The following is a 19,709-nucleotide window of genomic DNA, read 5'->3' on the forward strand; positions in this document are numbered from 1 at the left end:
CTGATCTGCGAGTTCGGGTACTGTACGGCCGTGGGAGAACGGGCGACCATCGGCGATGTCGCGGCCCGGGCCGGGGTGGGCGTCGGCACGGTTTCGCGCGTCCTGAACGACAGCGGGAACGTCAGCGAGGACACCCGCGAGCGGGTGCTGCGGGTGATCCGGGATCTGGAGTACCGGCCCAACCGGCGCGCTCGCGCCCTGTCCACGGGACGCACCCAGAGCATCGCCGTCATCGCGCCCTTCGCCACCGAGCCGTCGGTCGTCGAGCGGCTGCGCGGCATCTCACACGTGCTGCACGGCAGCGACCACGACCTCACGCTGCTCGACGTGGCCACCCCGGATCAGCGCGATCAGCAGTACCGGGCGGTGGCGGCCGGCGACCGCTTCGACGGGCTGCTGGCGATCTCACTCGCTCCCACCGACGAAGAGGTGAAGCAGCTGGTCCGGGCCGGTCTGCCCACGGTGCTGCTGGACTGTGAGCACCCGGACCTGCCCCGTGTGGTGATCGACGACGTGCGCGGCGGCATGCTGGCGACGCGTCATCTGCTGCAACTCGGCCATCGTCGCATCGCCTTCATGGGCGACGTCGCCGACGACCGTTTCCGTTTCAGCGCGAGCGCCCGTCGCCGCGAAGGCTGCGAACGGGCGCTTCAGGCGTACGGCCTCGCGCTGGAGGAGCCGTACGTGCGGATCGGACCGCACGGCCGTGCCGTGGCGCATCGCCTCACCGACGAGTTGCTGGCCCTTCCGGAGCCCCCCAGCGCGATCGTCACCGCGTCCGACACCCGGGCGCTGGGGGTGATCGAAGCGGCGAGGTCGGCGGGCGTGAGGGTTCCTCAGGACCTGTCCGTGGTGGGCTACGACGACCTCGACGTGGCGGCCTACGTGGGGCTCACCACGGTACGCCAGCCCCTGCGGGCCAGCGGCGGGATCAGCGCGCGCCTGCTGCTGGAGCGCATCGGCCGGCCCCTTGGCGCCCCCGTCGAGGAGATGCTGGAACTGGAGCTCGTGCCCCGGCGTACGACGGTCGCCGCGGGAGCCTGATCCACGCTGCGCCGACCTCGCTGGATCGGTTCCAACGAGTTCCACAACGCGACACCGACCGCTGTTCGTACGTGTGCATCTTTACCTCTCAAGTTCACCGCTTTTTACGGTAATTGAGGTACTGTCAACCATGGAACCGGTTCCACATCTTCCATTCGTTCCCTCTTCCCCCCAAGGGTGACGTATGCACAGAGCAAGACGAGTGCTGCTCCGGCTGGCGACGGGTGCGGCAACCCTCGCGATGCTGACCGGCATCACCACTCCCGCTTCCGCCTCCCCCCACGACCCGTCCCGGACGGGCACACGGCAGTACACCGCTGACGACGACTACACAGCCGTCTGGTCCCGCGCGGACGCCCTGAAACTCCGGCAGGACAGGACCAACACCGCCCCTCGCGTGTCACCCGACTTCCCGGTGATGACCGACAAGGTGTGGGTGTGGGACACCTGGCCGCTCACCAAGCTCAACACCAAGACCGCCACCTACAAGGGCTGGCACGTCATCTTCTCGCTGACGGCCCCGCGCTCGGTGCCGTTCGGCGACCGGCACTGGTACGCGAAGATCGGCTACTTCTACTCGCGTGACGCCAAGAGCTGGAAGTACGGCGGCGACCTGTTCCCGGCCGGCACCTCGTTCGGCTCACGTGAGTGGGCCGGCTCGACGGCGCTCATCGGCGACAAGGTGCACTCCTTCTACACCGCCTCCGGGCACGACAACGGCGGGGTCGACCCCAGCGACGCGCTGCAGCGTCTGGCGCAGGCGACCGGCAAGATCCACGCGGACAAGAACCGCGTGTGGTTCACCGGCTTCCGGGACCACCGCATCATCGCCCAGGCCGACGGCAAGCTATACCAGACCCTCGAACAGTCGCAACAAGGCCCGATCATCTACGCCTTCCGCGACCCGTTCGTCTTCCGCGACCCGCGAGACCGCAAGATCCACCTGCTGTTCGAGGGCAACACGGGCGGTACCGCGGGCACGTACCAGTGCACCGAGCGTGACATAGGTGACGTCCCGGCCGGCCACGAGGTGCCGAAGGACGCGAAGTACTACACGGGCAACATCGGGCTGGCCACGGCCGACGGCGCCGGCATGAAGAACTGGAAGCTCCAGCCCCCGCTCCTCTCGGCCAACTGCGTGAACCAGCAGACCGAGCGGCCGCACCTGATCATCCGCGGCGGCAAGTACTACCTGTTCACGATCAGCCACAAGTTCACGTTCGCGCCGGGGCTGAGCGGCTGGGACGGCCTCTACGGGTTCGTCGGCCCGGGGCTGCGCAGCGACTACCGGCCGCTCAACGGCAGCGCGCTGGTGCTGGGCAACCCCGAGGACGCCCCGACGCAGCAGTACTCGCACTACGTGATGCCCAACGGGCTGGTGGAGAGCTTCATCGACACGGTCCCGACGGCTGACGGCGGGACCCGCTTCGGCGGCACCCTCGCACGCACGCTCGTGCTGTCCCTGCACGGCGACAGGACGAGGCTGGCCGGTCAGTTGGACTACGGCTACATTCCATAGACCGCACCGAGCAGGTCGGGGGCGGCTGATCCGATCAGCCGCCCCCTTCCCGTACCGCCACCCGCAGGTCGGAAAAGGCTTTGAGCGCGGCCATGGCCCACTGCTACGGTCCGGGTCGGACCGTGAAGTCGCCGTAGGGAGGTGAGCCCCGTGAACGCAGTTACCCGTGGGTGCTCCCTCAACCCGTCACGGTCCGGCGGCTGACGTTCGGTGTCGCCAGGAGCGCCTGAGATCGAGGCACTCCTGGGAGGGAGACTCCGATGGACACAAAGCCTTACGCATCCCGCCTGAGCGAGAACGCGGTGACGGTCACTCGCGTCGCTGACAGGCAATGGCACGCACTGGAAGACGACCTGGTGGTCGGCCGCGGGCACGCGCTCCACCGGCCTGACGGGCGCTTGTTCGTCAGCATCGACGCCTGGCATGACGTCGCCTTCGACCGGCTCGCCGGAGTGATGGTCGCAAAACTGCCGGCGCCGCTGTACACGGTGGTCGACGAAGCGGACGCAGAGCTGACGGCCGGCTGGCGACGGGCCGGTTTCACGGTTCGGCGCCGCGAGTGGGAGTACGCCGTGCCGACCGACCCGCGGGTCACCGGGCTGGAAGAGGTCGCGCCGCCTTCGGGCGTGACGATCGTGCCCGCCGGTCAGGTGGACGAGGGTCAGCTGCGGGAGGTGGACCGCGCGATCCGGGACGAGGTCGAGGCGACGGCCGGGTGGTGGCAGTCCATGCCCGCGGAGGTGATGCCCCGCACCGAGGGTGACACCGTCGTCGACCCGACGAAGTACGCGGTGGCCGCGGCGCCTGACCGCTACCTGGGGCTGATCCGGGTGGTGACGGCGATCCGGCCGCGCATCGGGCTGGTCGCGGTCCGGGCCGGCGAACAGCGCCGTGGCGTGGCGCGGGCCCTGCTGGCCCACGCGCTCATCACGGCACACCGCTCCGGGTTCCCCACGGCCTGGACCGAGGTCCACGAGTCCAACCACGCGGCCACGGCATTGTTCGAGGGCGTCGGCGCGCGGCCGGTCAGCAGCAACCTGGAGCTGGTGCGATGACGAAGAACAAGAACGTCGTCGAGGTCGAGGGCAGGGTCGTCGAGTGCCTGCGCAGCGCCATGTTCACCGTGGAGCTGGAGAACGGCCACCAGGTGCTCGCGCACATCAGCGGGAAGATCCGCAAGAACTACATCAAGATCATGCTTGAGGACCGGGTGCTGGTGGAGCTCCCGCCGTACGACCTGACGCGCGGTCGGATCGTGTTCCGGTACCGGAACTAGGGCATTTTCCGAGGCGGTTGACGCATCGCTCGACCGTGTCGCGTTGTTCCCGCGTCGGGTTCGCCGGTCGGGGCCCCCTTTCGGGGGTCCCAACCCCTCAGGACCAGCTCACTAGCTCATCCTCCCCAGAACCTCCCGCATCCGCCGGACGTCCCGGATCCGCTGCTCGTACGTCGCCCCGAGCGCCAGCAGCAGGAGGCCGGCCAGGGCGGGAGGCGCCCAGCGGGGGAGGGCCCCCGTCACCTGGACGACGTACGGGGCCAGTTCGTGCAGGGTCACCAGGGACAGCACCCAGCCGCCGAGCACCAGCGGTGCCCGCAGCCGGTGCCGGGCGCCCAGCAGGGTGACCAGCAGCGCGGCGACGCCCAGCAGCAGCGGACGGGTCCACCGCGGGTCGGCCCAGGCCGCGACCAGGCTCGGCAGCAGGGTCGCGGCGAGCCCGGGGCCGTACGCCGTCCAGGAGGACACCCGCGGGTCGCGGCGCCGCCGGAGCGCTCCGACGAGCAGCGCCGGGACGGTCACGGGGAGGGTGTAGGCCTCCGGTGTGCCGACGTCCCAGGCGGCCAGGCGGACCCAGGCGGCCAGTACGAACAGGGCCGTGGCCGCGTAGCCGACGGAACGGCGCTCGGCGCGCAGGGCCGTGCCCGCGGCGATCACCCCGCACAGGCCCAGCACCAGCGCGAGCAACGGCGGGTCGGTGACGGCGAGAGCCGTGGCGACCAGCCCGACGGCCGCGCCCGTGGCCTCGACCGGCACCGTCGTCCGGGACGCGCCGAGACGCGCCGCCAGCAGGGCGGCAGCGGCGGGGACCACCAGGAGCAGCAGGGCGGTGCGGGCCGGCGGCCAGTCGGCGGCGGCACCGGACGCCGAGGCCAGCGCGGCGGCGTGGACGAGAGCGGCCGGAGCCGTGAAGGGCGAGACGCCCGCCCGCCAGGAGGCCGCGGCGAACAGCACCGTCAGCCCGGACAGCACGACGAGCGTCGCGGACTGGGAGGCGAGGGAGACCAGGGTGAGGCTGACAGCCGTGACCAGGGCGAGGACCAGAGCCGTGACCCGTGCCGCCGACACCGTGACCCGGCACGCGTACAGCGCCGCCGCCGTCACGACACCCAGGACCAGCATCCCCGCGACATAGGGAACCTGGAGGACCGCCGGAAGCGTCAGGACCGCTGCCCACAGCAGGGCCGGCGCACCCAGCCGGGCCCGCGCACGCCACGGCTCCGCGCGGACCGCCAGGGCCACCACGGCGGCGACCGCCACCAGCACGAGGGGAGCCATGGCCGCGTCGGGCGGCCAGGGCACGTCCACGGTCACCGCGGCACGGGCGTCGGCGGGAGCACCGCTCCACACCCGGCCGAGCAGGCCGGCCGGGCCCAGCACCACCACGGCGACGACCGGCAGGGCCCACAGCACGGCCAGCGCCTGCACGGCACCGGAGGCCCAGGCGAAGCCCAGCCGTATCGCGTCCGGCAGCCGCTCCACCCGCACCACCGCCAACAGGGCGATGCCGACCAGCAGATGGGCCGGAACCACCCACTGCGACGGCACCGCGAAACGTGCCACCCCGCCGAGCGCACCCACCACGAGCAGCCCGGACGTGATCGCGAGGCCGAGGGCCTGCCCGGTGCCCGGCCCGCGCCGGGCCGCACCCAGGGCGATCGCAGCGGCGAGCAGGAGCAGAGCCCCGGCACGGAAGGCGTCCCCCGGACCGTCGGCCGTCAGGGACAGCCAGCCGGAACCCAGCACGCCCCAGCCACCGATGCCGTACGCGCCCACCACCGCGGTGACCCGCACCGCCCCGGCAGGCGACCGCACCGCCGCCACCGCGTCGAGCCCGGCCGTCACCAGCAGCGCGGCCGTGATCAGGTACGGGCTCGCGTCGGCGGCCAGAGTCCACAGCAGCAGCGGGAACTGGGCCGCCGCCAGAGCGCAGGGCAGGGGCAGACGCAGCGCGGACGTGGCAGGCAGCAGGCCGTACGCCGACCAGGCCGCCGCGAGCACCGCCGTGGCGGCGGCCGCGTACCCGGTGCCGTCCGTGCCGGACAGGGCCGCCGCGTGCAGCGCGTAGGCGTCCAGGACGGTCAGGGCGAGCCCGAGACCCGCCACGGACTCGGCCGTCGACCGCAGGCCCCGCTTCAGCAGGGCCACGGGCGCCGCGAGCGTGGCCAGCGTGACCGCGCCGAGCACCAGCGCCCGGCCCGCGATCCCCAGGTGCCCCCAGCTGACCAAGGTGAACACGGCGGCCGCGAGCGTGAGCAGCACACCCCCGAGGATCAGGAGCAGATTCTGGACGCTGGGCGCGGCCGTCTCCGGACGGGGCGGTGCGGCGGCAGGCGGCCGGGCCGACGCGTGGGCACGCGACTGCTCCGGCTGGTGCAGGGCCGCCACCAGCCAGGCGCGACGGGTCAGCAACTGGGCGCGGCGGGCGTCCAGTTGCCACAGTTCGGCATCGAGGAGCCGCAGTTCCTCGGCCGGGGGCGGAAGGTGGGTCATGCTCCGCAGTGTGGCCCGCGTCACCTCGCAAGGCATGAGCGCGGATACTCAGGCGCGTACTCAGACCGTCCACGCCGTGACCGGGCAGACTCCCGGCATGGACTGGAACCGTTACCGCTTCCGCAGCCTGTGGGTCCTGCCCGCGCCCCCCGGCGCCGTGTACGACGTGCTGGAACGCCCCGAGGACTACCCGCACTGGTGGCCCCAGGTGCGCGAGGTGACCCGGCTCGACGACACCACCGGAGTGTTCCGCATCCGCTCCGTGGTGCCGTACGACATGACCTTCACGGCACGGGAGGTGCGGCGGGACCGGGCGGCCGGGGTGCTGGAGACCTCCCTGTCCGGGGACATCGAGGGCCGGGCCCGCTGGACGGTCGTGCCGCGGGGGACGGGCACACTCGCCCGGTACGACCAGACCGTCACCGTGCACAAGCCGCTGCTGCGGCGGCTCGCCGTGCCGGGACGGCCCGTCTTCCGCGCCAACCACGCGCTGATGATGCGGTCCGGGCGGCGCGGACTCCTCAGGCACCTCCGAGCGGTTTGAAGGAAACGCGCCCGGGCCTGTATGGTTCAGTGCGTTCCCGGGCGATTAGCTCAGTGGGAGAGCGCTTCGTTCACACCGAAGAGGTCACTGGTTCGAACCCAGTATCGCCCACCGGAAACAGCCGGTCCGTCACAGACGGACCGGTTTTTTCATGCCCTCGCCAGCCCTGACCAGGTGTTCAGGCCGCCGCCGGCAGTTCCGGACGCAGCGGCCAGGCCGGGTCGACCGCCTCGTCCACCCCGCTGCGCGCGAACCACGCCTGCAACCCCCGTGCCTGTGCCGCGTGCCACACCGCCTGGAGGGTGTGCAGCTCGCCCGGGGCGAGCCGCTCCAGCCGGGACGCGAACCGGCGGCCCACCGCCCGGGTGACCTCCAGTGCCGCCACGGCGTCGGCCGCCGCGTCGTGCGCGCCCTCCAGGTCGACGCCGTAGTGCGCGCACAGGTCGGTGAGCGTGCGACGGCCCTTGCGGTAGCGGTCCAGGTGCTTGTCCAGCACCCGCGGGTCGAGCACCGACAGCGGCGCCGACTCGAACCAGCGGCCGAGCGCCGAGGCGCGGTGCCGGCGCAACTCCCGGTCCAGCAGGGTCAGATCGAACGGCGCGTTCATCACCACGACCGGCCGCCCGGCGCGCGCCTGCTCGGCCAGCGCCTGCGCTATCTCGTACATCACCGGCGCCGGCCACCGGCCGTTGCGCTGGAGGTGCTCCTCCGTCAGTCCGTGCACCGCCGTCGCCTCGGCGGGCACCGGCACCCCCGGGTTCACCAGCCACCGGCTCACCCGCGGCCGGATGCCCGGGGCATCCTGGACGACGACGGCGGCCGACACGATCCGGTCGGTCTCGACGTCCACGCCCGTCGTCTCCGTGTCGAAGGCGGCCAGCGGCCCCTCGTACCAGCACGTCGTCATAGAGCACACAACCCCTCGTTCACCTTCGGCAGTTGACGTCCCGTCCGCTGCCCGATCCGGTGATACCCGGGCTGTTTGCGCCGTACGCCGGAAGGAGACAACAGGAGTACGGGTCGACGCAGTTCAGCGGCCCACAGCGGGGAAACACTTGTTCTGGAAGGCTGTTGGCCATGGCCATAGCGCAGCCCGAACGGGGCGGGCTGCTGCCCGAGCGCACGGCTCCCTCGCGCGGCACTCTCGCCACCACCGCCTGCATGGAGACCTTGCAGGTCGGCTATCTCCACGCCGTCGCGGCGGCCGCCGGCTGCTCGCTGTCCCAGCCCTTTCCCGACAACGGCATCGACTGGCACGTCAGCCACAGCGCCCCCGGCCACACGGTCGACGACGAGGTCACCATCAAGGTGCAGCTCAAAGCCACCTACCAGGTGCCGCCCCACCCCCCGGGCCGCACCTTCTCCTTCACCCTCGACAACGACCACCTGGCGAAGCTCGCCCGCACCCCCGTGTCGGTGCACAAGATCCTCGTCGTGATGCTGGTGCCGCGCTCCCAGGACGACTGGCTGCGGGCCGGCCACGACCGGCTCGACCTCAGGCACTGCTGCTACTGGACCAACCTCGCCGGACAGCCGATCACCGGCCGCCGCCGCACCACCGTGCGCATACCGACCTCACGCATCTTCGACGACCGGGCCCTGTGCGAGATCATGACGAGGGTCGGGACGGGAGGGAAACCGTGACGCACCGCCCGACCGAGGAGCCCCGCAGGCCGGTCCGGCCGCACCCCGTCGACACAGCGGGACGCACCGGTCACCCGCCCGAGCCCGCCGACGTCGACCCGGCCGTGCTGGGCGCCCTGCTGCGCCGGCACGGCTGGCAGCGACGCGGCGGCGCCCCCGGCCGCTACGGCCGCTGGACCCCGCCCGGCCCCGGCGCCGGCGGCACCAGTCTCCTGGTCCCCGAGAGCCGCGCCTTCCCCGACAGCGACGACCTGCTCGCGGAGGCCCTGCTCGCGCTGTCCCGCAGCGGCGCGCCCTCCGCCCGCGAGGTCCTGGTCTCCCTCACCGTGCCCAGCGACGAGATCCGCTGGTGGCACGACGTCCCCGCCGGGCCCGCCGGCACCGCGTCCTGGACCGTCGAGGACCGGCTGCGCGGCGCCGCCCGACGGATGCTGCTCGCCGCGGCCCTCGCCACCCGAGCGCGGGCCGGCTACCACGGCGCCCGCCACCGGCGCTCCGCCGCAGCGGCCCTGGCCGACGTCCTCGTCGGCTCCGCGACCGACGGCCGGCTCACCGCTTTCGTGCCCGTCGCGGGCGGACGCCCCCTGGCCGTACGCCTCCACCAGGCCCTCTTCGCGGCCCGGGAGGCCATCGACTACCAGCGGGCCACCGGCGGCATGGACGCCTTCGACGCGGCCGTCGAGGCCGGGGTGAGCCACGAGCTCACCGAGGCGCTCGTGGCCCTCGTCCGGGGCACCGAGGGCGCCCGGATCGCCGTCGCGTGGGCCCCGGCGGCCGGTGTGCCCGAGGGCTGCGCGCCCTCCGCCGAGCCCGTCGAGTTCTCACCCGGCGATCTGACCGTGCTGCGCGAGGCGGGCGCCCGCTACCTGCGCGAGGAGCCCGCCGTCCCGGTGCGGATCACGGGAGCGGTGGTCCGGCTGCGCCGGTCCGGGCCGCGCGGCGACGGCACCGTACGCCTGCGCGTGCTGGCCGGGGCCGACGTGCCGAACGTCCGGATCACCCTCGACGAGGAGGGCTACCGCATCGCCGGCCACGCCCACCTCGTCGGACTCCCGGTGCGGGTGCAGGGGCGGCTGGAGAGCCGGGGCGGGTTCCGCCGCCTCACCGGCGCCCACGGCGTCGTCCCCGTACAGGTCGACGACGCCGAGCGGGACCGGCTGCTGAAGGAGCTCCACGAGAACCTGGACTTCTTCGAGGAGGCCTGCGGAGGGGAGTGCGGGGACTGATTTCGCGAAGGGTGGTGTCGGGTCGGTACGATCCTTACTCGTGCGCGCGCTCCGGTATGGCGCACGCAGCCCCCTTCAGTCAGGAGAGACCGGTGTCAGACGTCCGTGTGATCATCCAGCGCGATTCCGAGCGGGAAGAACGCGTGGTGACGACGGGCACTACGGCCGCCGAGCTCTTCGCGGGCGAGCGCTCCATCATCGCCGCGCGCGTCGCCGGCGAGCTCAAGGACCTGTCGTACGCCCTGTCCGACGGCGACGAGGTCGAGGGCGTCGAGATCTCCTCCGAGGACGGCCTCGACATCCTGCGCCACTCCACCGCTCACGTCATGGCGCAGGCCGTGCAGGAGCTCTTCCCCGAGGCCAAGCTGGGCATCGGCCCGCCGGTCAAGGACGGCTTCTACTACGACTTCGACGTCGAGAAGCCGTTCACGCCCGAGGATCTCAAGGCCATCGAGAAGAAGATGCAGGAGATCCAGAAGCGCGGGCAGCGCTTCTCCCGCCGCGTGGTCACCGACGAGGCCGCCCGCGAGGAGCTCGCCGGTGAGCCCTACAAGCTGGAGCTGATCGGCCTCAAGGGCTCCGCCTCCTCCGACGACGGTGCGGACGTCGAGGTCGGCGCCGGCGAGCTGACGATCTACGACAACCTCGACGCCAAGACCGGCGACCTGTGCTGGAAGGACCTCTGCCGGGGCCCCCACCTGCCGTCCACCCGCGCGATCCCGGCGTTCAAGCTCATGCGCAACGCGGCCGCCTACTGGCGCGGCAGCGAGAAGAACCCCATGCTCCAGCGCATCTACGGCACCGCCTGGCCCACCAAGGACGAGCTGAAGGCGCACCTGGAGTTCCTCGCCGAGGCCGAGAAGCGAGACCACCGCAAGCTGGGCAACGAGCTGGACCTGTTCTCCATCCCCGAGCAGATCGGCTCCGGCCTGGCCGTCTTCCACCCCAAGGGCGGCATCATCCGCCGGGTCATGGAGGACTACTCGCGCCGCCGCCACGAGGAGGAGGGCTACGAGTTCGTCTACACCCCGCACGCCACCAAGGGGAAGCTCTTCGAGACCTCGGGCCACCTGGACTGGTACGCCGACGGCATGTACCCGCCCATGCAGCTCGACGAGGGCGTGGACTACTACCTCAAGCCCATGAACTGCCCGATGCACAACCTGATCTTCGACGCGCGCGGCCGCTCCTACCGCGAACTGCCGCTGCGCCTGTTCGAGTTCGGGACCGTGTACCGCTACGAGAAGTCGGGCGTCGTGCACGGCCTGACCCGGGCCCGCGGCTTCACCCAGGACGACGCGCACATCTACTGCACCCGTGAGCAGATGTCCGAGGAGCTCGACAAGACGCTCACCTTCGTGCTGAACCTGCTGCGCGACTACGGCCTGACCGACTTCTACCTCGAGCTGTCCACCAAGGACCCGGAGAAGTTCGTCGGCTCCGACGAGGCCTGGGAGGAGGCGACCGAGACGCTGCGCCAGGTCGCCGAGAAGCAGGGCCTGCCCCTGGTGCCCGACCCGGGCGGCGCCGCCTTCTACGGCCCGAAGATCTCCGTCCAGGCCAAGGACGCCATCGGCCGCACCTGGCAGATGTCGACCATCCAGCTCGACTTCAACCTGCCGGAGCGCTTCGACCTGGAGTACACCGCCGCGGACGGCACCAAGACCCGCCCGGTCATGATCCACCGCGCGCTGTTCGGCTCCATCGAGCGCTTCTTCGCGGTGCTCCTGGAGCACTACGCGGGCGCCTTCCCGGCATGGCTGGCGCCGGTCCAGGCGATCGGCATCCCGATCGGCGACGCGCACGTGGAGTACCTGGAGAAGTTCGCCGCCGCGGCCCGGAAGAAGGGCCTGCGCGTCGACGTCGACTCCTCCTCCGACCGCATGCAGAAGAAGATCCGCAACGCCCAGAAGCAGAAGGTGCCCTTCATGGTCATCGCGGGCGACGAGGACATGTCCCACGAGTCCGTGTCGTTCCGCTACCGCGACGGCTCGCAGGAGAACGGCATCCCCTTCGACGAGGCCATCGCGAAGATCCAGAAGGTCGTCGAGGAGCGAGCCCAGGTCTGATCTCACGCGCTCGAGGCCCCCGGGGGATCCCGGGGGCCTTTGCCGCCCCCCCCAGCTCGACGCCATATGCTGCACAGCATGACGAGTGAGCCGGAGCAGCAGCTGGGAGTGGGGACGCAGGACGCGTTCCAGCGTCTGTGGACGCCCCATCGGATGGCCTACATCCAGGGCGAGAACAAGCCGACCGGCCCGGGCGCCGGCGACGGCTGCCCCTTCTGCTCCATCCCGGCCAAGTCCGACGAGGACGGGCTCGTCGTCCGCCGCGGCGAGCAGGTCTACGCGGTGCTCAACCTCTACCCGTACACCGGCGGGCACCTGATGACCGTGCCCTACCGGCACGTCGCCGACTACACCGACCTCACGGCGGGGGAGACCGCCGAGCTCGGCGAACTCACCAAGCAGGCGATGACGGCCCTGCGCGCGGCCTCCGGCGCGCACGGCTTCAACATCGGCATGAACCAGGGCACGGTCGCCGGTGCGGGCATCGCCGCGCACCTGCACCAGCACATCGTGCCGCGGTGGGGCGGCGACACCAACTTCATGCCGGTGGTGGGGCACACCCGGGTGCTGCCGCAGCTCCTGGCCGACACGAGGAAGATGCTGGCGGAGGCCTGGCCGGCCACCTGAGCCCGGCGGTCGCTGTCAGCCCGTCCGGCGCTTGAGGCGGAGGCCGTTCAGACCGGTGGGGACACGAGCCCCCACCGGCCGACGCCGGAGGCCTACGCGTCGTACACGTCCGCCTTCTTCGGCGCAGCCTCCTGCACGGCCCCGCTGAGCGCCGCCGACCTGGATCCGAACTTCTCCACGTCCACGCCGTTCTCCCGCAGCACCTTCAGCGCCGCCGCGTGCACCACCCGCAGCACCGGCGTGGCCGCCCGCAGCGCGTCGTCCGCCATGAACCGGTGCCGCCACGGCTGATCCGCCCACGCGTGCCGCAGGCCGAACGGCTCCGGCAGCGTCAGGGAGCCGCCGAGCCAGTTCAGCAGCGGCGGGTACCAGGTCAGGGGGGCGCGCGCGGCCAGCCGTACGACCTCGTCGGCGTCGATCAGGGGCATCTTCACCGTGCGGGTCTCCCAGAAGCGGAAAGCCTTCTGGACCTTCTTCTCCTTGGCCGCCGGCTTCTCGTTGAACAGGGAGTTGACCGGCCCCAGGGCGTGCCCGGTGACCTCGATGCGCAGCGTGTCGTGCAGCACGGTCACCGTGATCAGCATCGTGATCACCAGGTGGCCGTCCCACAGGGTCCACTGCACACCCAGGTAGTGCCGGTCGCCGCTGCCGAACTGCTGCTTGTTGCAGATGTCCTGTATGGCGTGCGTCCGGACCGTGTACGCGTCGACGTCCGTGCCGCTCGGCCGGGACACCTCCGTCGCCTTCTCGCCGATCGGCGTGACGACCCAGTGCGTGATGGACGGCTTGGGGAAGCCGCCGGTGTTGATGGACGTACGCTCCAGCATGCCCAGGCCGCCCTGGATCGCCACGATGACGTCCCAGCTGCGGAAGGGGTGGAACTCCTTGCCCGGCTCGGCGGAGACCAGCTCCTCGGCCAGCTGCCAGCTGCCCCACCGGGTGCCCATGCCGAGTATGCCCTTGGGGCCCGCGTAGAAGACCGAGTTGGACCGCTGCTCGGCGGCGAGGCGGGCCAGTTCCTTGCGGACCTGCTCGGCCGCGTCACCGGGATTGCCGGGGACGGCCTCGGGGATCTTGGCGCCCACCCCGCCGCCCGACAGCAGGCTCGACCAGCGATCCCGCAGGTCACGCGCGGTCCGCTCGCAGATCTGCTTGGCCCAGAACCAGCCGACGACCGGCATGATCACCGCCGCGCGTCCGTACAGCGCCCAGAAGCCGGTGAACGGCATGCGGATCACGAAGAGCACGGCCAGCGCGCCCATGGCGAGCAGCAGGGTCGTGGCGAGGGCACCGGCCCGTTTGTCCTCGCGCTTGGTCATGGTGGTGCGCAGCGTGAACACCAGCAGCCACACGAGGAAGCCCGGCAGGAACAGCAGCCCGCAGATCACCGTGATCGCCGAGAGCCAGTTGTCGCGGTCGCGGCGGATGCGGTGGGCCGCGAGACAGTGCTCCACGACGACCTGGGGCTCGATGCCGAAGGACTGGATGACCGGCTTGCGCCCGGCACCCAGCATCCGGTCGATCACCGCGCGGGAGAAGGCCTCGCCCAGCCGGGGGCGGAAGATCTTCGCCCAGGGGCGCGGCGGGGTCACCGTCGACTGGTGCCACTCGTTGTCGGCGGCCAGGATCTTGGTGACCTCGTCGTCCCGGTAGGCCGCCGCGGCGAGCGCGTAGGTCGCCGCCGTCTGGCCGCTCGCACCCGCCAGGGGCACCTGGGCCCCCGGGCTGAAGTCGAATCCGTCCGTCACTGCCGCCCCCATCGCTGCCGCATCCGCATCTGCGGCCTTCCCGACTTCCGCGCTGCGCACACCTGTTGATCAGGTCATCAGCGTATCCGTCCGCATCGGCGCACGGGGGCGGGCGCCCGTCAAGCCGCCCGCCCCCGCGGAGGGAAGCCTCCACAGGGGCACTTGGGGGCGCCCGGCGCCAACTACGAGGCCTTGCGCTCCTCTTCACGAACCCGGTCCGCCACCTGCTGCGGCATCGGCTCGTGCCGCGCGTACCGGCGGCTGAACCCGGCGGTGCCGTGCGCCATCGACCGCAGATCGATCGCGTAGCGGCCGATCTCGATCTCCGGCACCTCGGCCCGGATCAGGGTGCGTCCGCCGGGTGTCTGCTCGGTGCCGAGCACCCGGCCGCGCCGCCCCGACAGATCGCTCATCACGGCGCCCACGAACTCGTCGCCGACCAGCACCGACACCTCCGCCACCGGCTCCAGCAGATGAATCCTCGCGTCGGCCGCGGCCTCCCGCAGCGCGAGCGCGCCGGCCGTCTGGAAGGCGGCGTCGGAGGAGTCCACCGAGTGCGCCTTGCCGTCCAGCAGGGTCACCCGCACGTCGATGAGCGGGTACCCGGCCGCGACCCCCTTCGCCGCCTGGGCGCGTACGCCCTTCTCCACCGACGGGATGAACTGCCGAGGCACCGCGCCGCCCACCACCTTGTCGACGAACTCGATGCCGGACCCGCCGGGCAGCGGCTCCACCTCGATCTCGCAGATGGCGAACTGCCCGTGCCCGCCGGACTGTTTGACGTGCCTGCCCCGGCCGGCCGCCTTGCTCGCGAACGTCTCGCGCAGGGACACCCGGTGGGGCACGACGTCGACCTGGACGCCGTACCGGCTGCGCAGCCGCTCCAGGGCCACGTCCGCGTGCGCCTCGCCCAGGCACCACAGGACCACCTGGTGGGTGTCCTGGTTCTGCTCGAGCCGCATCGTCGGGTCCTCGGCCACCAGCCGGGCCAGGCCCTGGGACAGCTTGTCCTCGTCCGGTTTGCTGTGCGCCTGGATGGCCAGCGGCAGCAGCGGGTCGGGCATCTGCCAGGGCTCCATCAGCAGCGGGTCGTCCTTGGCGGACAGGGTGTCACCGGTCTCGGCGCGGCTCAGCTTGGCCACGCACGCCAGATCACCCGCGATCACGTGCGGCACCGGCCGCTGCTGCTTGCCGAACGGTGTGGACAGGGCGCCGATCCGCTCGTCGACGTCGTGGTCCTCGTGCCCGCGGTCGGCCAGCCCGTGCCCGGAGACGTGGACCGTCTGGTCGGCGCGCAGGGTGCCGGAGAACACACGGATCAGCGACAGCCGGCCCACGTACGGGTCCGAGGACGTCTTCACGACCTCCGCGACCAGCGGGGCGTCCGGGTCGCAGGGCTTGAGCTCGCGCGGCTTTCCGTCGATCGTCGTCACCCGCACGGTCTCGTGCTCCAGCGGCGTCGGGAAGCCCCGCGTGATCAGCTCCAACAGCTCCACGGTGCCGAGCCCCTGCCGGGCGCCCTCGCCCGCCGGAGCGGCGGCCAGGACCGGGAAGAAGGCCCCGCGGGCGACGGCACGCTCCAGGTCCTCGATGAGCGTGGCGACCTCGATCGGCTCACCGCCCAGGTAGCGGTCCATGAGGGTCTCGTCCTCGCTCTCCGCGATGATCCCCTCGATGAGCCGGTTGCGGGCCTCCTCGATGAGCGGCAGCTGGTCCTCGCCCGGCTCGGACTCCTTGCGCTCGCCGGCCGAGTAGTCGAACAGCTTCTGCGACAGCAGCCCGATCAGCCCGGTCACGGGAGCGTGCCCGTCGGGGGCCTGGGGGCCGCGCAGCGGCAGGTAGAGCGGCAGGACCGCGTCGGGATCGTCCGCGCCGAAGGCCTCCGCGCAGGTGCGGGTCATCTCCTCGAAGTCGGAGCGGGCCGACTCCAGGTGCGTGACGACGATGGCCCGGGGCATGCCCACGGCCGCGCACTCCTCCCACACCACGCGGGTCGAGCCGTCCACGCCGTCCGAGGCCGACACGACGAAGAGGGCCGCGTCCGCCGCGCGCAGACCGGCCCTGAGCTCACCGACGAAGTCGGCGTATCCGGGGGTGTCGAGAAGGTTGACCTTGATGCCGTCCCACTCGACGGGCACCAGGGAGAGCTGTACCGAGCGCTGCTGCCGGTGCTCGATCTCGTCGTAGTCGGAGAGGGTGCCGCCGTCCTCCACGCGGCCCGCCCGGTTCACCGCCCCCGCCGTCAGCGCGAGGGCCTCCACCAAGGTGGTCTTGCCCGATCCGGAGTGGCCGACCAGCACCACATTCCGTACGGACTGGGGGTGGTCGGCCGCCTGTGCCCTGCCGGCGGCCCCAGGGTGTGTCTGTGCCTTGTCGCCCATGATCCTGCCTCCCGTGCACGGTGAGGTCACTGTGGGCGCGGACACGCGGGACCCGCGTCGCGTGCGGTGCGGCTCCGGCGACGCCCGCGGTCATTCGACCTTCCCACTGTCGTCACGGGGCGTCCATACGAACGACGTGATCCCACCGCCCACCAGGGGCGCACGGGTTCCCCCGAAAGGGGTCCGGGTGCCCGCACCTCGACCACGCGCGCGCGTGACTACGATGGGCCAGCCGGTGGCCAGCAGGGGCCAGACGGCGACACCGACCCTCGGGAAGGCCATGCTGAACAAGTACGCGCGTGCATTCTTCACGCGTGTCCTCACACCGTTCGCCGCGTTTCTGATCCGCCTGGGCGTGAGCCCCGACACCGTCACGCTCATCGGCACCGCCGGTGTGGTCGCGGGCGCGCTGGTCTTCTACCCCATGGGCGAGTTCTTCTGGGGCACGGTCGTGATCACGCTCTTCGTGTTCTCCGACCTCGTCGACGGCAACATGGCCCGCCAGCTCGGCCGCTCCAGCCGCTGGGGCGCCTTCCTGGACTCCACGCTCGACCGGGTCGCCGACGGCGCGATCTTCGGCGGCTTCATCCTGTGGTACGCGGGCGGGGGCGACGACCTCGTGCTCTGCGCGGTCTCGATCTTCTGCCTGGCCAGCGGGCAGGTGGTGTCGTACACCAAGGCACGGGGCGAGTCGATCGGGCTGCCGGTGGCGGTCAACGGGCTCGTCGAGCGCGCCGAGCGGCTGGTGATCTCCCTGGTCGCGGCCGGACTGGCGGGCCTGCACGCGTTCGGCGTGCCGGGCATCCAGTACCTGCTGCCCGTCGCCCTGTGGATCGTCGCCGTGGGCAGCCTCGTCACACTGATCCAGCGGGTCGTCACCGTCCGCCGGGAGTCCGCCGAGGCCGAGCAGGCGGCCGCCGCCGCGCAGGACGACGAGGGCGAGCAGCACAACGCCTCGCACGGGAGCGAGGCCGCCACGTGAGCGCCCAGGACCGGCTGACGGACGCGCTGTACGGCCTCGGCTGGAGCACGGTGAAGAAGCTCCCCGAGCCGGCCGCCGTACGGCTCGGGCGCACCATCGCCGACGCCGCCTGGAAGCAGCGCGGCAAGGGCGTGCTGCGCCTGGAGAGCAACTACGCGCGCGTGGTGCCCGGCGCGAGCCCCGAGCGCCTCGCCGAGCTGTCCCGCGCGGGCATGCGCTCCTACCTGCGCTACTGGATGGAGTCCTTCCGCCTCCCCGCCTGGAGCGCGGAGCGGATCGCGGACGGCTTCACCGCCAAGGACCTGCACCACCTCACCGAGGGCATGGACGCGGGCAGGGGCGTGATCCTCGCCCTGCCGCACCTGGCCAACTGGGACCTCGCGGGCGCCTGGGTCACCACCAAGCTGGGCATCCCCTTCACCACGGTCGCCGAGCGCCTGAAGCCCGAGACGCTCTACGACCGGTTCGTCGCCTACCGCGAGGGCCTCGGCATGGAGGTCCTGCCGCACAGCGGCGGCACCGCCTTCGGCACCCTGGCCCGGCGGCTGCGCGACGGCGGCCTGGTCTGCCTGGTCGCCGACCGCGACCTGTCGGCCTCCGGGGTCGAGGTCGACTTCTTCGGCGACACCGCCCGGATGCCGGCCGGACCCGCCCTGCTCGCCCAGCAGACCGGCGCCACGCTGCTGCCCGTCACCCTCTGGTACGACGACTCGCCCGTCATGCGCGGCCGCGTCCATCCGCCCGTCGAGGTCCCCGAGTCAGGCACGCGCGCCGAGAAGACGTCCGTCATGACACAGGCGCTGGCCGACGCCTTCGCCACCGGCATCGCCGACCACCCGGAGGACTGGCACATGCTGCAACGCCTGTGGCTCGCGGACCTCGACCCCGAGAAGGGGCGCCCGTGAGGATCGGCATCGTCTGCCCGTACTCCTGGGACGTGCCGGGGGGCGTCCAGTTCCACATCCGCGACCTCGCCGAGTACTTCCTCCGCCTCGGCCACGAGGTGTCCGTCCTGGCCCCCGCCGACGACGACACCCCGCTGCCCCCGTACGTGGTCTCGGCCGGGCGCGCGGTGCCGGTGCCGTACAACGGCTCGGTGGCCCGGCTGAACTTCGGGTTCCTCAGTGCCGCCCGGGTGCGCCGGTGGCTGCACGACGGTTCGTTCGACGTGATCCACATCCACGAGCCGACCTCGCCCTCGCTGGGCCTGCTGACCTGCTGGGCCGCCCAGGGCCCGATCGTGGCGACCTTCCACACCTCCAACCCGCGCTCCCGCGCGATGATCGCCGCGTACTCCATCCTCCAGGCCGCGCTGGAGAAGATCAGCGCGCGGATCGCGGTCAGCGAGTACGCCCGCCGCACCCTGGTGGAGCACCTCGGCGGGGACGCGGTGGTCATTCCCAACGGCGTCGACGTCGGCTTCTTCGCCGAGGCGGAGCCCAAGGCGGAGTGGCAGGGCGACACGATCGGCTTCATAGGGCGCATCGACGAGCCCCGCAAGGGACTGCCGGTGCTCATGAAGGCCCTGCCGAAGATCCTCGCCGCCCGGCCGCGGACCCGTCTGCTGGTGGCCGGACGCGGCGACGAGAAGGAGGCGGTGGAGTCCCTGCCCGCCGAGCTGCGCTCCCGCGTGGAGTTCCTCGGCATGGTCAGCGACGAGGACAAGGCCCGCTTCCTGCGCAGCGTCGACCTGTACGTCGCGCCCAACACCGGCGGCGAGAGCTTCGGCATCATTCTGGTCGAGGCCATGTCCGCCGGCGCCCCCGTCCTCGCCTCCGACCTGGACGCCTTCGCCCAGGTCCTGGACAGGGGAGCGGCGGGCGAGCTGTTCCCCAACGAGGACGCGGACGCCCTGGCCGACGCGGCCGTACGCCTCCTGGACGACCCGGAGCGGCGGGCGGAGCTGCGTGCGCGGGGGAGCGCCCACGTACGGCGCTTCGACTGGTCGACCGTCGGCGCGGACATCATGTCCGTCTACGAGACGGTCACGGCGGGCGCGGCGGCGGTGGCCGAGGACGAGCGGACGACCGGGCTGTGGGGGCGTCTGGGGTTCGCCCGGGACTGACCCGGGAGCCGTGGGGTGCCTTTCCGGTCCCGCCCGCCGCGACCGCGGGCGGGCGGGGTGAACCGGCGGTCCTGTCGTGCCGCTAGCCTTG

16 protein-coding genes and 1 tRNA gene are annotated in these 19,709 nt (G+C 72.0%); 13 read left to right on the forward strand and 4 right to left on the reverse strand.

Going from position 1 to position 19,709, the window contains the following annotated elements; translation table 11 throughout:
• The first annotated feature begins 30 nt into the window (after nucleotides 1–30).
• The 4 genes from AC0665_RS24645 (at nucleotide 31) to infA (ending at nucleotide 3,839) form a co-directional block, all read left to right on the forward strand.
• Nucleotides 31–1,044 carry a LacI family DNA-binding transcriptional regulator gene (locus AC0665_RS24645; protein ID WP_478705785.1) on the forward strand — a complete coding sequence of 338 codons (1,014 nt, stop codon included), beginning with the start codon at nucleotides 31–33 and terminating at the stop codon, nucleotides 1,042–1,044.
• A gap of 184 nt (nucleotides 1,045–1,228) precedes the next feature.
• The gene (locus AC0665_RS24650; protein WP_478705786.1) at nucleotides 1,229–2,563 is read left to right on the forward strand and encodes a glycoside hydrolase family 68 protein; all 1,335 of its coding nucleotides are present in this window, start codon (nucleotides 1,229–1,231) and stop codon (nucleotides 2,561–2,563) included.
• Between the two features lie 260 nt (nucleotides 2,564–2,823).
• Entirely contained in the window at nucleotides 2,824–3,618 is a 795-nt protein-coding gene (locus tag AC0665_RS24655; protein ID WP_478606436.1) for a GNAT family N-acetyltransferase, read from the forward strand.
• Complete coding sequence (gene infA, locus AC0665_RS24660; RefSeq protein WP_478606434.1) at nucleotides 3,615–3,839, forward strand: translation initiation factor IF-1; 225 nt, start codon at nucleotides 3,615–3,617, stop codon at nucleotides 3,837–3,839. The genes AC0665_RS24655 and infA overlap by 4 nt, the downstream gene beginning before the upstream one ends.
• A gap of 111 nt (nucleotides 3,840–3,950) precedes the next feature.
• Here infA and AC0665_RS24665 read toward each other — a convergent pair whose 3' ends face one another.
• Entirely contained in the window at nucleotides 3,951–6,368 is a 2,418-nt protein-coding gene (locus AC0665_RS24665; protein ID WP_478705787.1) for an SCO7613 C-terminal domain-containing membrane protein, read from the reverse strand.
• A 61-nt stretch (nucleotides 6,369–6,429) separates the two neighbouring features.
• Here AC0665_RS24665 and AC0665_RS24670 point away from each other — a divergent pair, with 61 nt between their 5' ends.
• Both AC0665_RS24670 and AC0665_RS24675 read left to right on the forward strand, forming a co-directional pair.
• Complete coding sequence (locus AC0665_RS24670) at nucleotides 6,430–6,876, forward strand: SRPBCC family protein (protein WP_478705788.1); 447 nt, start codon at nucleotides 6,430–6,432, stop codon at nucleotides 6,874–6,876.
• A gap of 39 nt (nucleotides 6,877–6,915) precedes the next feature.
• A tRNA-Val gene (locus AC0665_RS24675) sits at nucleotides 6,916–6,987 on the forward strand.
• Nucleotides 6,988–7,054: 67 nt separating this feature from the next.
• Here the strand turns inward: AC0665_RS24675 and AC0665_RS24680 are convergent.
• Nucleotides 7,055–7,783 (reverse strand): exonuclease domain-containing protein, encoded by a 729-nt coding sequence (locus AC0665_RS24680; RefSeq protein WP_468410228.1) that lies wholly within the window; start codon nucleotides 7,781–7,783, stop codon nucleotides 7,055–7,057.
• 170 nt (nucleotides 7,784–7,953) lie between these two features.
• Here AC0665_RS24680 and AC0665_RS24685 point away from each other — a divergent pair, with 170 nt between their 5' ends.
• The 4 genes from AC0665_RS24685 (at nucleotide 7,954) to AC0665_RS24700 (ending at nucleotide 12,442) form a co-directional block, all read left to right on the forward strand.
• A complete protein-coding gene (locus tag AC0665_RS24685; protein WP_361876385.1) occupies nucleotides 7,954–8,520 on the forward strand; it encodes a DUF4365 domain-containing protein in 567 nt (188 codons plus the stop codon).
• Nucleotides 8,517–9,746: a hypothetical protein gene (locus tag AC0665_RS24690; RefSeq protein ID WP_478606429.1), complete on the forward strand. Its 1,230-nt coding sequence runs from the start codon at nucleotides 8,517–8,519 to the stop codon at nucleotides 9,744–9,746. The genes AC0665_RS24685 and AC0665_RS24690 overlap by 4 nt, the downstream gene beginning before the upstream one ends.
• A gap of 92 nt (nucleotides 9,747–9,838) precedes the next feature.
• Complete coding sequence (gene thrS, locus AC0665_RS24695; RefSeq protein ID WP_478606426.1) at nucleotides 9,839–11,815, forward strand: threonine--tRNA ligase; 1,977 nt, start codon at nucleotides 9,839–9,841, stop codon at nucleotides 11,813–11,815.
• A gap of 66 nt (nucleotides 11,816–11,881) precedes the next feature.
• Nucleotides 11,882–12,442, forward strand: coding sequence for an HIT family protein (locus AC0665_RS24700; protein WP_468636896.1), 561 nt, complete (start codon nucleotides 11,882–11,884; stop codon nucleotides 12,440–12,442).
• A 92-nt stretch (nucleotides 12,443–12,534) separates the two neighbouring features.
• On the opposite strand, the gene AC0665_RS24705 is transcribed toward AC0665_RS24700, so the two are convergent.
• On the reverse strand, nucleotides 12,535–14,202 hold the full coding sequence (locus AC0665_RS24705; RefSeq protein ID WP_478509744.1) for a hypothetical protein: 1,668 nt from the start codon (nucleotides 14,200–14,202) through the stop codon (nucleotides 12,535–12,537).
• Nucleotides 14,203–14,372: 170 nt separating this feature from the next.
• Nucleotides 14,373–16,571, reverse strand: a complete 2,199-nt coding sequence (locus AC0665_RS24710) for an elongation factor G-like protein EF-G2 (RefSeq protein WP_468410219.1) — start codon at nucleotides 16,569–16,571, stop codon at nucleotides 14,373–14,375.
• A 223-nt stretch (nucleotides 16,572–16,794) separates the two neighbouring features.
• On the opposite strand from AC0665_RS24710, the gene pgsA reads away from it, so the two are divergent.
• The 3 genes from pgsA to AC0665_RS24725 are packed head-to-tail and all read left to right on the forward strand — an operon-like array spanning nucleotide 16,795 to nucleotide 19,618.
• On the forward strand, nucleotides 16,795–17,553 hold the full coding sequence (pgsA, locus tag AC0665_RS24715; RefSeq protein WP_478705834.1) for a phosphatidylinositol phosphate synthase: 759 nt from the start codon (nucleotides 16,795–16,797) through the stop codon (nucleotides 17,551–17,553).
• A complete protein-coding gene (locus AC0665_RS24720; protein WP_478606423.1) occupies nucleotides 17,550–18,458 on the forward strand; it encodes a phosphatidylinositol mannoside acyltransferase in 909 nt (302 codons plus the stop codon). Before pgsA ends, AC0665_RS24720 begins: the two co-directional genes overlap by 4 nt.
• Complete coding sequence (locus AC0665_RS24725; RefSeq protein ID WP_363121080.1) at nucleotides 18,455–19,618, forward strand: glycosyltransferase family 4 protein; 1,164 nt, start codon at nucleotides 18,455–18,457, stop codon at nucleotides 19,616–19,618. Before AC0665_RS24720 ends, AC0665_RS24725 begins: the two co-directional genes overlap by 4 nt.
• Nucleotides 19,619–19,709 lie beyond the last annotated feature (91 nt).

Source organism: Streptomyces sp. NPDC043685, from assembly GCF_056436585.1.